This is a genomic window from Scandinavium tedordense, assembly GCF_024764965.1.
GTDB lineage: Bacteria > Pseudomonadota > Gammaproteobacteria > Enterobacterales > Enterobacteriaceae > Scandinavium > Scandinavium tedordense.
Genome location: NZ_JALIGG010000058.1, coordinates 487782 through 500633 on the forward strand (window position 1 = coordinate 487782; position 12852 = coordinate 500633).

Consider the following 12852-nt stretch of genomic DNA (forward strand, 5'->3'; position numbering starts at 1 on the left):
GTATCGGATGTTGCATATAGCGGTTATGTTTCCAGCAGAGCAACGGTGCGAGGTGCGCATCACCTGCTCAGGACGAAAGTTTGCAGGCTATCTGGATTTTTACCGTAAGCACAAAGCTAAATTAGACGTATCGAGTAAAAAATATCAGCTTTTCACCCTGTACTACATCCGCAATAAAAGATGCGCCCGCAAACGCTGATGAAACTGATGACGCTACGAAATCTTAAACGCTATCTGATGATGTATTCCAGCTTCCGGAACAGGAAATTCTAGCGCTGACTGACGATGAGAGGTCTTGCGGTATTTAGAATCGTGGGATTATTTCAAGTTTAAAGTTGAGGCGATTTATGAAAGATCATTGCTTTCTTTTTTCGCTCAAAACTCCCTGTCATGTCTTCTTAAGAAACGTTAATCAACACCCGTAAACATGCCTGGCTCACGTCCCTGTGAGCCGCAAATGGGTTACAGCAATTTATTCAATTGAGCGCGGGCTTCCGGGGAAAGATCCAACGGGTGGCGATAGTCCGGCGCTTCGGTAGCACGGGTGAACAATGCCACTAGCCAGTCATAGACATAGCGCGTAGCGGCATGGGCAGGGCGCTCACCTAGTCGCGTAAGACGTTCGGTATTACTCGCAGTCGGAGCAAACAGGGTACTGCCTTTTACTACGCGGCTCGCCGGTCGCGAGTCGACAGGCATATCCGCGTAGCCCAGCCACGCCAGATAATTGCTGATAGTGGCCCTCAGGCGTGCGGCGCTGGCGCGCTCATCCGGAATGACAGCCTGCAGCTGTTTTGGCAAATCGAGTCGGTAGCTGGTGATTATCAGACAATCAGCCAGCTGCTGGAGCACCACCGGAGCAATGCCATAGCGACGGGCGTAGGATTCACTGCGACTCCACTGACGCAAATAATTCACCCACAGCGCATGGGCCTGAAAGCCGCTGTCCTGTCGAGCACTGCCGCAGAGCTGCGGGTCGTCCGGGAGGGCGAAAAGATCCATATTATCGCTAAACAGTTCACTGACTTTTTCTTCACGCGGCTGCTGCACCTGGCTGAGCTGCTCGAAGGTGGAAAGCGGGGGCAGCAGGCCTTCAAGCAGTTCGCCAAGGGTCGCAGCGTGGCCCTGTAATTCGCGCACGAGATTTTCTGCCTGATGACGCGCGCTGGCGGCATCGGTCTGCGGCGCCTGCTGCCAACAGGCCATAATCTGGCGCACAGCCTGTGGCTGACGTGCCCTCAGGCGTTCGAAACGCGCCGCGCGCAACGCAGGTGCCGTCGCCTGTGACAACCATTCGATCAGCCGTTGCAAACTGCTGCCATCCAGCGCCTGTAACGTTCCCCAACGCTGGCCCGGCTTCTCTATTAACTGTTGAACGGCTTCGTCGAGATTCAGCTTACGCACAAATCGGTCGTCCTGCGGAGTAATGGCCCACACCAGGCCCGGTAACGCGCCGTCGTGCTGCGGTTGGGTGTCACTGACCCAGCGTACCAGCGCACGGGCGCTGGTTGGGATCTGCGCCCGTGTGGCCGCCGCATTACAAATCAGCAGCAGATCGGGCTGCATCTGCTGGCGATAATGTTCCAGCAGCCAGCGGCATTTACTGGCCCATAGCGCATCGTCAGTTCCTTGGGCGGGCTGCGGGATATCAATCAGGTCGACGTTATCCAGCACGCCATTTTCAGTGGGCAAGACCAGTTCAACGGTCAACAAGGCCAACGCGTTTAGCGGCAGGCTGACGGCATTGTGCAACTGTTCGTCGATCAGCGGATGCACTACCGTTTCGCCTTCTGGTTCGCTCTCGGGCGTCAGAAAACCCTCCGCGGGTAAGGTGAAACTGTCGATCAGCAGGCTGAGCGGCGCGGCCAGTTCGCGCGCGTTTCCGCATTGCTGGAGCACATGCGCCAGCGTCAGCCACTGGCGGGTCAGTTCCTGCTGTTCGCCCCACAGCAGCGCCCAGGCGCTGGCGCGAGCGCTAAGGTCGAGACACGGTAACAGCTGAATAAACTGCTGCCACAGGGCGTCGTCAATCTGCTGGTGATGGGCAGGCACATTCGCTTGCCAGAAGTGAGCGATAGCCGCCACATCTTCTTCATTCATTCCTGGAACTGGCTGCGTCTGGCGAAGCGATTGCCAGCTATTCAGCCGCGCGGCCACTACTGATTTTTCTACCTGACGCACCGCGCCTTGCTGCAACGCATGGGCGAGAAACACCTGCACCAGTTCCGCCTCACGCATAATGCGCAGGCGTAGCGGAAACGCGTCGTCCGGGGTTGGCGTGCTGTGGCTAAAACGCAGGGCCATCCGCGTCACGGCATGACCGGGATTAAGGTGCGTGAAATAGTCGAGTGTTTTGCTGCCGGTTTGCACCAGCAAACGGCCATTACCGCTGCTGCAAAGTGTGCCAAGCAAGTGCGCTTTTGCCGCCTGCGAATGACCGTAAAGCGCAATGCTCGCCGGGGCGGACTGCGCGGTTTTCAGCGCTGTTTCCTGCGCTTTTAGCTGATACAAACGCGTGAGCAACGCATCAGCATCGGTATCGAAAAGCGGCGAGGTCCGACGGTTCGCGTGGGTCCAGTCGATGATAGTTTGCAGTCGGCTCATTTCAGGTACACGCTCCCGCTGTCGATCCAGTAATGGCTGCCGCTATGACGGCGGTCGGCCAGAGTATTCAGTTTCAGCGTCAGGGCGTCCGGCGCCACCGGCGTGCCGTCCTGAAGCCAGGCGTCGGCCAGCACAAAGGCTTCCGGACCTTCGGCTTTATTGCCGCCAGTGAGCTGTAGGCGAACCTGCAACACGCCGTCCCCGGCAATGGCTTTTGCCACTTCCGGCGAGTTGATGCTCAGGGTGTACAGTGGCGTGGCGGGCCAGCGGGCATTGGCGAGCTGACGGAAACCGAGTGTGACGTTGCCGCGTAGCGGGAAATGCACCCGCGTATCGACCTTCGCCCCCGGCTTGTCCAGATCGAGTTCTGAATACCAAATGTTTTCTTCGCGCAGCGTGTTGACGGTGCTGTCCAGCACGCCGAGATAGCGTACGGTGGAGTAGGCGCCGATATCCGCCGCTTTAAAATTAAAGCGCGGCAGTCGTAAATCCAGCGCCAGGCTGCACAGCATCGCGCCGACGGCAGCGGTGGATTTCGGGTTGCCGATGCGGCCTTGCTGGCTGAACGGATACCATTCGTGAACGTGATAGCTGTCCATCCACACCATGCGATTCACCGGCACCGGCTGCAAATAGCGGATCAGCGACTGAACGCCCGGCAGGCAACCCGGACGCCCGGTCACCAGCAGCACGTCGCAGGCGTAATGTGAAATCGCTTCGCATACCGCATGCAGCGGGGCAGCGATGGTAAATTCGCCCGCCAGCATCGCGTCGTGTAAATCGCGGAAGCTGACCTGCAACGGCGTGGCGAATAAATCGAAAGGCTCTGAACCGGCCGGCTGCGCATGGCTGATTGCCTGGCCGACATAATTCATCACGTTGCGGGTCGGCGTCTGCGGTAACAGTTCGCCGAAGGTGGCATGCAGACCCGCCAGCGGATCGTTAATGTCGCTTTCTTCCCACGCGCCAAGAATGGCGTGACCAACAGGCATAAACAGCTGCAAGGCCGTTTGCTGGCGCAGCACGGCCTGCGTATCAATGCGCCCAGAATCGCCAAACAGCGTTGCCATCAGGGCTGGCGCATCGGCAATACCGGATTTTTGCAGCTGAGTTTGCAGCGCGGGCAGCACGCAGCGCTGAATAATGTCGAGCAGAATATCGTCGCCCGCTACCTTAAACCCTTCGCGGAACAGCAGCTGCGGCGTGATTTTGACGTTGCTGCCAGTGCCTTCATCCAGCCGATAATGTGTGATAGCCATATCGGTGGTGCCGCCGCCTAAATCGATGGCCGCCACGCGCAGGGCGCGAGCTGGACGGCTGCCGGGTTCCGGGTCACGATCCGGACGGGCAAGGGCGGTGAAGAATGCTTCCGTCTGTCCACCAAAGTGCGACATTGCCTCGTTATACAGCCACACCAACTGGCCACAACTGGCTTCATCCCACTCCATATGGATTTTTGGCACCGGAACAACGCTTTTATCCTGCTGTTTTTGCGTCACAAAATCGTCGTCCTGCGGATGCCAGCCCAGAGCTTTCCATACCAGGGCGATAGCTTCAAACATGCGACGACGAAAAATCTCGCGTTCTTGTTTCGGCATCGCCGACGGCAGAGTCAAAATCAGGGTACGCAGCTGGCGCGGCGAAGACGGGAAACCGAGGCGCTGGCGGGTCGCCACGCTGTTAATTTGTCCCAGCGCCTGCGACAAAATTTCGCACAGCATATGCGTCATCAGCGTGCTGCGGCTGTACTGCGGTGAAAACACCGGCATCCGCTCATCCTGCGGCAGTGTAAACAGTGGCTGTCCGTCGTCATTCATCAGATAGGCCAGCGGGAACGCGGCGGCCAGCGGTTCTCGCTGCGTGCGGCTGTTCATCTGGCTAAAGCGCCAGTCCTGAACGGTCGGTGTTTCATCCCATAAATAGCGGCGCGGGCTGGAGATCCCACTGTTGCCTTCGGTGCCCAAACGCTGCATCGCCAGCTTGCGGGCTTCATCGCCCACGCGAACGATTGACGGCCAGACGAACGCATCCTCGCGTCCGCTTTCCACAGAGAAATGCTGTTTGCCAAAGCGCGCTTCGGAGAACTCCAGGCGGCTGGTGAATAACGGGGCATTGAGGAACTGCGGTTCACTCAGCGAGCGTACCTGCAATTCTGCGGTCTGGCGCAAACCATCGTTGGCATCGCCATGATCTTCGATGATCACCCCGCAGGTATGGCTATTGCCGACGTCCAGAATCAAGTCCACCGGGATCGCCGGGGTGCTGACGGTGGCGGTGGCAATTTTCACTTCCGGCACGCTGAGCTGTTCACCTAACAGAGCCAGCAGGTTAAGCCAGTGTCCCTGATATTCAAAGCCACGCATCGCCTGGGCAATGTCTCGCTCGCTGCGGTTTTCTTCCACGCTGGCGTGATGGCTGAATACTTCGCGTAGCCAGCCGTCAATCCAGGTTTGATCGAGGAAATCCGCAACTTCTTCATCGCGCCAGGCGAGTGCAAAACGTGTCCCGTTCAGCAGATCATTTTCAATCGGGGCCAGCGCGGAAGGGGCGTCGTCACGAATTTGGCTGTCGAGGGCGATGGTGACGCGGTGCGTGTTTCCGGCGCTGTCCGGCTCGGGGAGCTTGCGAATTTGCACGCGCGCCCAGTTGTCCGGGCCTTCAACAAACGTGCGAGGCGGATTAAAACGCAGGAACGGCAGCGGCAGCCAGACGCCGTCGAGCATCACCAGAGATTGCTCGAGCGGAAGGGTGCTTTCAGGTTTCACCACTTCAGCCTGCTGGCCGTCGATGGCAGGCAGCGTGTAGCGGCTGTTGACGATGTCGTAGTTCAGACGCAGCAGCGGACCGTTGGCGGTTTTACGCACGAAGCGCCCGTTGCTCAAGGAATCCTGTGGCGTCAGACCAAAATCGAGAAACTGCACCCCGCTGTTGGCAATCAGGGTAACGCTTTGTTGATAATCACAGAGAGTAACCAGCATTAGCGCGCCCCCACTTTACGGAACGTCAATGGTACGACGGTGTTTGCGTCGTAGCGCCCGGTGCATTCCGCCACGTCGCTGACGCCTGCTTTACAGGTAATTTCTGGAACCGGATAGCGTGAACCATCGCTGCAACGCGCGTTGCCACGGCTTTTGATCAGCAGCTCGCCGTTCTGATGCAGCCCGGAGAAAATTTCAGCCTTGCAGACCACATTGTCGCCATGCACCAGACGCGCGTTGCCTTTATTGTTGAGAATTTGATAGCGAAGAGATGGGGCTTTACCGGTGACCGGATCTTTCACGTTGACCAGCACACGCCAGGTGCCGTTGAGGAATTTGGTGGTGCCAGCGCGCATCTGATCGGCCTCCATCACCAGCGCATCTTTCGGAATGGCAGCGATAATCACCGGTTTTTCCTCCGGCTTCTCTTCTTTCACCGGTTCTTTGACGCTCGCCAGATGCAGCGGCAGGGAGTGCGTCAGTTCTGGCAGCGCAGGTGCCGTCGGTTTTGTCACCGTAATGGGTTCCACATGGGCCAGAACTGGTTCCGCGGAGGTCGTTGACCGAGGCCATAACAGCGGCCCGGCAATGGCGGCGACAAGTACGGCCGCCACCGGTAAGCTCCACAGCGGAATGCGGCGAGAGGCTTTCTGCGCAGCGACGTCCACTGGGGCCTCTGGCTCGACGTTTTCTTCAATGGGTTCTGGTTCAGAAAATTCGTGGGGTTCTGCGGCAACGGTCATCGCCAGCGGTGTCGCCAGCAGCGGCGTATCGGACTGGCTGAAGGTGACTTTCAGCGCGTCTTCATCCGGGATGTCTTCGTAAAAGTCGATAACGGGTTCTGGCGTGGGCGCTAAATGCAGGCAACCAAACAGTTCCTCGCGGGCGCTTTCGTTCAGATTCACAAAGCCCCAGAAGGTGATAACCGGTTTGCCGCCGACCAGGAAAACATGGTTTTCGCCGGGAAACTGTAACGCTTTTTCCAGCAACGCGCCGAACAGCTGCTGAGCGGTCCTGTCGGACTGCTGGCATTTACGTGCCAGGCTCAGTGCGCCATCGGCCATCATTTCCAGTTGACTCAGCGCGCGCTCACGCACATCTTCATCGGCTAGCTTCCACGCCAGCACGTCGCCTTCAACCGGCGAATACCAGTCCACGCGATCGCCGTCATCGTTGACCTGCGGGATAGCCAGACACTCAACCAGCGTCTGCTGTTTGCGCAGGCGCAGCGTCTCACGAATCTGTAATGCTGATGCAAATACGGCCTGGCCGCCGCCGCCCACGGACTGGAAATCGTCCAGACTGCCGCTGCGTAATAGAGTTTTTGCCACGTTCTTATCCCATCGACTTTTTCACACCGCTACTCTAACGCAGGCGGGAAGGGGATAAACGGGCGAGGAAAAGCCAAAAACAGCAAATACTCTGGCTATTGAACGCACGTGAAACGCTTGCTTTTTGAGAAAGTTTTTAAGTTAAATTATTGGCGAATAAAACGGCGGAATGGGTTGAATACGCATAACCTGATGCCGTTTGGTTATTTGCCAGAATAACTGCCTTGTGCTGTGATTAAGCCTCATATAATAAGAGCAAAAGGCTTATAACAATGTCTCCAACAACGACAGGGAAAACGCTGCTGGCCCTGGCCCTCAGCGCATTATTACCGGCAGGGGCCGCGATGGCGGCAAATAACGATACCCTTATATACTGCTCCGAAGCGTCACCGGAGTCGTTCAACCCGCAGATTGCCAGCTCCGGACCGTCGTTCGTGGCCAGTTCGCAGGTGCTGTACAACCGTCTGATAAATTTCGATCCGCAGAAAAACACCCCGATCCCCTCGCTGGCAACCGCCTGGACGATTTCTCCGGACGGTAAAACCTATACCTTCACCCTACGTCAGGGCGTGAAGTTCAACAGTAATAAATTCTTTAAGCCGACGCGTGATTTCAACGCCGATGACGTTATTTTCTCGGTGATGCGCCAGAAGGATGAAAATAATCCTTATCACAAAGTATCGCAGGGGAATTACGAATATTTCACCGACGTGGGGCTGGATAAGCTCATTAAAGACGTGAAGAAAATTGATGATTATCACGTTCAGTTTGAGCTAACCGAACCGAACGCCGCATTCCTGGCCGACTGGGGCATGGATTTCGCCTCGATCCTTTCCGCTGAATACGCCGATGCGATGATGAAAAAGGGGACGCCGGAAAATGTTGATACCTGGCCTATCGGCACAGGGCCGTATGCGTTCCAGCAATATAAAGTCGATTCGCTGATCCGCTACGTTGCTAACCCGAACTATTGGGACGGCGAGGTGCCGACGAAACACCTTATTTTCTCCATCACCCCGAATGTGGAAACCCGTCTGGCGAAGCTGCAAACCAACGAATGCCAGATTATCCCTGCACCGTCGCCAGTGCAGTTCGACGTGATTAAAAAGAACAAAGATTTGGTATTGCATTCAGTGGACGCGCTTAACGTCGGTTATCTGGCGTTTAACACTGAGAAAAAACCGTTTGATAACGTACTGGTGCGTCAGGCGCTGAACTACGCCACGGACAAAAAGGCGATCGTCAATGCGGTGTTTATGGGGTCCGGTACGGTAGCCAAATCACCGTTGCCGCCGAAAATGCTCGGTTACGACAGTCATCTGGCAGACTACGATTACAACCCTGAAAAAGCCAAAGCGCTGTTAAAGCAGGCAGGGCTTGAGAAGGGCGCGGAAGTGACGCTGTGGTCGATGCCGGTGCAGCGCCCGTATAACCCAAATTCGCGCCGTATCGCCGAGATGATCCAGAGTGACTGGGCGAAAGTAGGAATCAAAGCCAAAATTACCACCTATGAATGGGGTGAATATCTGTCCGGGATGCGTAAAGGCGAACACGATTCGGCACTGTTTGGCTGGATGTCCGACAACGGCGATCCGGATAACTTTGCCGACACGCTGCTGGGCTGTGACAGCATAAAAACGGGCTCGAATGCCGCGCGCTGGTGCGATAAAGGGTATGATGGCCTGGTGAAAAAAGCCAAGCTGACCAGCGACCCGGCCGCGCGCGCGAAGCTGTACCAGCAGGCGCAGGAGATTTACTACCAGCAGGCTCCATGGATTGCCCTGGCCAACGGTAAAACCTTCTTCGCCACGCGCAGCAATGTGACCGGCTACAGCGTCAGCCTGATGGGCAGTGATTTTTCGAAAGTGAAGCTGAATTAAGGAGCAGATATGTCACATTTGGATGAGGTAAGTACCCAGGTAGACGCAGCCATTGAGGACGGTTCTATCATCGGCATGAATGAATTGCTGGTTGTGTTAAGCGATGATGCAGAACTGAGCCAGGAAGATCGTTATACCCAACAGCAGCGCCTGCGGACTGCTATTGCCCACAAAGGACGTCATCATAAAGAAGAAGAGGACGCTCGCCACGACAGCCTCACCAAAGGTGGTACGATCGTTTAAGTTCCTGCCATTGTCCCCTTATGTTGAGGGGACAATGCTCAAAATGACCGCCGCGCAACCAACCACGCCCCGACGACCAGCATCACTGCGCCGCAAACCGGGCCGACCAACGCGCGCCACGGAATACCCTGCTGGCGCAGAATATCCATTGCTAACCCACCAATTAACTGGCTGGCGACCAGCACCGCGATCGTCGTTGCCGCACCGACGTATTGATAGCCGCTAATACTGGCAAAAACGAAAAATGAGCCCAGCAGGCCGGGGATTAACGTCCACCATTTAACGCTCGAGGCCAGCTCCTGAAAGCCGCTCAGCCCGTGTTTAATCAGCAAAATCGACACAAACAACACAATGCCGACCAGCGAATTGAGCAGCATCGCAATGAGGATCGTCGACGCCGATTGAGTGATGCGCACCATCAGCGTGTTCTGGATAACCAGACCGATACCGGCGGCAATCAGAAAGGTGAGGGTCAGCGACTGGTTCATCCGCGAGCGTCCGGATCCTGACGATCGTCGAGCTGCAACTGCATAAACGTCAGATCGAGCCAGCGCCCGAACTTGGTGCCGACCTGTGCCATTTGCGCGGTGGTAACGAAACCGAGCGTTTCATGCAGCTTCAGCGAAGCTTGATTCTGCGACTCAATGCCCGCCACCATGACATGTTTACCGATGTGTTTGGCCTCAGTGATTAGCTGAGTCAGTAGCGCACGGCCAAGTCCTTTACCCTGATGCTGGGGGTGAACGTAAACGGAGTGCTCAACGGTATGGCGAAAACCATCGAATGCGCGCCAGTCACCAAAAGAGGCGTAGCCTGTCACGGTGCCGTTTTCTTCGCTAACCAGCACCGGATAACCCGCAATCTGGCGGGCTTCGTACCACGCGATACGGTTGTCGGTGTCAACGGTTTGATCGTTCCAGATGGCGGCGGTGTGCAGCACCGCGTGATTATAAATTTCCGCGATCGCCGCGCAGTCTTCTTTGCTTGCGTAACGAATGTTCATGGCTGGCCTCGGCTGTTCACTATAGTAGTACGGTATAGATACTATAGTTCTGTCTGTTTTGACAAGAGCTCGATCGGTCTGTTCTTAAAAAAGCAGGCTGGCCAGTGAGGAAACACATTGTCACGGGAAGCTTCTGTCCAACATCAGTCTGATTTACTGTGACAAATTGCCCTTCGAGGAAACTCATCAAATGCACTATAGTATTACGCCATGAATACTATTGCAGACAATCTCAATCAGCGCATTAGCGCGCGCATTCGTATCGAGCGCGAATCCCGGGGCTGGTCGCTGAGCGAACTGGCAGAACGGGCAGGTGCGTCGCGGGCGATGATCCACAAGATCGAGCGGGGCGACAGCAGCCCGACGGCGACCATGCTCGGGCGGCTTTCCGGTGCGTTTGGGATAAGCATGTCCACGCTTATTGCCCGGGCGGAAATGCAGGAAGGCAAACTCCTGCGTCTTGCCCATCAGCCTGTGTGGCACGATCCGCAAAGCCATTATTTACGCCGCCATGTCTCTCCGCGTAGTGATTTACCCATCGATTTAGTGCAGGTCGAACTGCCTGCGGGCAGCGATATCCCAATGCCCGCGTCGTCGTATGCCCTAGCGCGACAGCTGATCTGGCTGCAACAGGGAGAACTGTTGTTTATCGAAGGCGATACGCGCCATGAGATGCACGCCGGTGATTGTCTGGAACTCGGGCCGCCGAACGACTGCCGCTTTGTGAACGAAACCGATCACCCCTGCATTTACCTCGTCGTGCGTCTGAATCATTCAGGCTCATAAAGACAAGGCGCAGGTGCGGATTAACGTCCAGGATTAAAAGCTGAATTCCCAATAAGGAGCAGATCATGAGTCAACAGACATCACGCCACCGCCGCTGGGTGCTGGCCTCGCGTCCACACGGCGAGCCGGTACAGGATAATTTCCGCCTGGAAGAGGGCGATGTACCGACGCCGGGCGACGGACAGCTGTTGCTGCGCACCGTTTATCTTTCGCTCGACCCTTATATGCGTGGCCGCATGAGCGACGCGCCGTCCTATTCGCCGCCGGTAGAAATCGGCGCCACGATGGTCGGTGGCACAGTCAGTCGCGTTGAGCAGTCGAACCATGCCGATTACAAAACCGGTGACTGGGTGCTGAGTTACGGGGGCTGGCAGAACTATGAAGTTTCTGACGGACAGGGGTTGGTCAAACTCGGCGATAATCCGCAACATCCGTCCTGGGCGCTGGGTATACTCGGGATGCCGGGCTTTACAGCGTACATGGGCTTGCTGGATATCGGCCAGCCGAAAGACGGTGAAACGCTGGTGGTTGCCGCAGCCACCGGGCCGGTGGGCGCGACGGTCGGACAGATTGGTAAGATTAAAGGCTGCCACGTCGTGGGCGTGGCAGGCGGTAGCGATAAATGCCGTCATGCCGTGGACACACTTGGCTTCGACATTTGCCTCGATCACCGGGCGGAGGATTTCGCTGAGCAACTGGCAAAAGCCTGCCCACAGGGCATTGACGTGTACTACGAAAACGTCGGCGGTAAAGTCTTTGATGCGGTACTGCCGCTGCTGAACACCTCGGCCCGCGTACCGGTATGCGGTCTGGTGAGCGGCTACAGTGCGACGGAACTGCCGTCCGGGCCCGATCGTTTGCCGTTGTTGATGGGCACGTTGCTGAAAAAACGCATTCGCATGCAGGGTTTTATCATTGGACAGGACTACGGGCACCGCATCAGTGAGTTCCAGGCAGACATGGGCCATTGGATAAATGACGGTTCGATAAAATATCGTGAACAGGTCACCGATGGGCTAGAAAATGCGCCAGAAACCTTTATCGGTATGCTAAAAGGTAAAAATTTCGGTAAAGTCGTTATTCGTATCGCCACCGACGCGTAAAAAAACAACAGCGGCGCCATGCGCGCCGCAACTTTTCGTGCAAAAATTCCATTAGCGTCTTTAATTAATCATGCAATAGCATATTTGTATGATGTGTACGGCCTAAATTAACAACCTAATAATTAAATAGTTAATATTGGCAGCAGATTGCTCCATGTTATTTCCAACACCACCCGCGATACAGGATATATCCTGTATCGCGCTGAGTTGTTTACTCGCAGGCCGTAATGAGAACCATGATTATGGAAACAGGAAATAACCATGCTTGATTTTGAAAAAGCGCAACGTATGAGCCTGACGATGCAGGTCGAAGTGAATTTAAAAAGCGCGTTGATTATTGGGGCACTGAAGCCCGGTGCCCGCCTGATAACCCGGGATTTGGCTGAACAGCTCGGGACCAGCATCACCCCGGTGCGGGAAGCACTGCTGCGGCTGGTGTCTTCCGGGGCACTTCAGGCCACACCGGCGCAGGCATTTTTAGTGCCAGAGGTATCGCTCCAGCGGTATAACGAAATCAATCAGATCCGTAAAAAGCTGGAAAGCATGGCGGCGTCTACGGCGGCATCGCTGATGACGAAGGAAAAGCTAGGGGAATTGCACAGCCACGTTGATGCCTTCCATGATGCGAAAGCACAGGGCGATATGGAGGAAGCGTTACAATCTAACTGCCGGTTTCGTTTTCATCTGTATGACTACGCAGAAATGCCGACGCTGACCGCACTCATCGAACAGCTGTGGGTGCGCATCGGGCCGTGTTTTAATTTTTTACATCCGCTGTCGTGCGAAATATTTAAACAGGATCGGTATTATGACGATCTGTTGCGCGCGCTGGAAAAAAAGGATCAGGCGGAAAGTGGGGTGGCGATTTGTCGGGCTATCGATCAGGGGGCGGCTATTTTGCAGCGGCAGTACGTAAATTAATGC

10 protein-coding genes and 1 pseudogene are annotated in these 12852 nt (G+C 55.9%); 6 read left to right on the forward strand and 5 right to left on the reverse strand.

The genetic code is table 11. The features are described from left to right. Positions 1-49: 49 nt before the first annotated feature. Positions 50-273, forward strand: a pseudogene (locus MUU46_RS21750) (hypothetical protein); the annotation flags it as partial. Positions 274-462: 189 nt separating this feature from the next. Here MUU46_RS21750 and MUU46_RS21755 read toward each other — a convergent pair. From MUU46_RS21755 to MUU46_RS21765, 3 genes are read right to left on the reverse strand one after another with little or no spacing between them, the layout of a single operon-like run. Next, positions 463-2604 carry a virulence factor SrfC family protein gene (locus MUU46_RS21755; RefSeq protein ID WP_258966678.1) on the reverse strand — a complete coding sequence of 714 codons (2142 nt, stop codon included), beginning with the start codon at positions 2602-2604 and terminating at the stop codon, positions 463-465. Further along, positions 2601-5582, reverse strand: a complete 2982-nt coding sequence (locus tag MUU46_RS21760; protein WP_258966679.1) for a virulence factor SrfB — start codon at positions 5580-5582, stop codon at positions 2601-2603. Before MUU46_RS21760 ends, MUU46_RS21755 begins: the two co-directional genes overlap by 4 nt. Further along, positions 5582-6913, reverse strand: a complete 1332-nt coding sequence (locus tag MUU46_RS21765) for an SrfA family protein (protein ID WP_258966680.1) — start codon at positions 6911-6913, stop codon at positions 5582-5584. Before MUU46_RS21765 ends, MUU46_RS21760 begins: the two co-directional genes overlap by 1 nt. Before the next feature lie 272 nt (positions 6914-7185). Here MUU46_RS21765 and MUU46_RS21770 point away from each other — a divergent pair, with 272 nt between their 5' ends. Together MUU46_RS21770 and MUU46_RS21775 are read left to right on the forward strand one after the other, a co-directional pair. Continuing rightward, positions 7186-8793: an ABC transporter substrate-binding protein gene (locus MUU46_RS21770; protein ID WP_258966681.1), complete on the forward strand. Its 1608-nt coding sequence runs from the start codon at positions 7186-7188 to the stop codon at positions 8791-8793. Positions 8794-8802: 9 nt separating this feature from the next. Next, entirely contained in the window at positions 8803-9036 is a 234-nt protein-coding gene (locus MUU46_RS21775) for a DUF2526 family protein (protein WP_159759111.1), read from the forward strand. A 38-nt stretch (positions 9037-9074) separates the two neighbouring features. Here MUU46_RS21775 and MUU46_RS21780 read toward each other — a convergent pair whose 3' ends face one another. Both MUU46_RS21780 and MUU46_RS21785 read right to left on the reverse strand, forming a co-directional pair. After that, positions 9075-9524, reverse strand: a complete 450-nt coding sequence (locus MUU46_RS21780) for a DMT family transporter (protein WP_110508128.1) — start codon at positions 9522-9524, stop codon at positions 9075-9077. Then, complete coding sequence (locus tag MUU46_RS21785; RefSeq protein WP_258966682.1) at positions 9521-10039, reverse strand: GNAT family N-acetyltransferase; 519 nt, start codon at positions 10037-10039, stop codon at positions 9521-9523. Before MUU46_RS21785 ends, MUU46_RS21780 begins: the two co-directional genes overlap by 4 nt. A 210-nt stretch (positions 10040-10249) precedes the next feature. On the opposite strand from MUU46_RS21785, the gene MUU46_RS21790 reads away from it, so the two are divergent. From MUU46_RS21790 to MUU46_RS21800, 3 genes are all read left to right on the forward strand, one after another. Next, on the forward strand, positions 10250-10825 hold the full coding sequence (locus MUU46_RS21790; protein WP_258966683.1) for a helix-turn-helix domain-containing protein: 576 nt from the start codon (positions 10250-10252) through the stop codon (positions 10823-10825). A gap of 65 nt (positions 10826-10890) precedes the next feature. Beyond that, on the forward strand, positions 10891-11928 hold the full coding sequence (gene curA, locus MUU46_RS21795; RefSeq protein ID WP_258966684.1) for an NADPH-dependent curcumin/dihydrocurcumin reductase: 1038 nt from the start codon (positions 10891-10893) through the stop codon (positions 11926-11928). Positions 11929-12189: 261 nt separating this feature from the next. Next, positions 12190-12849 carry a GntR family transcriptional regulator gene (locus tag MUU46_RS21800; RefSeq protein ID WP_159759119.1) on the forward strand — a complete coding sequence of 220 codons (660 nt, stop codon included), beginning with the start codon at positions 12190-12192 and terminating at the stop codon, positions 12847-12849. Positions 12850-12852 lie beyond the last annotated feature (3 nt).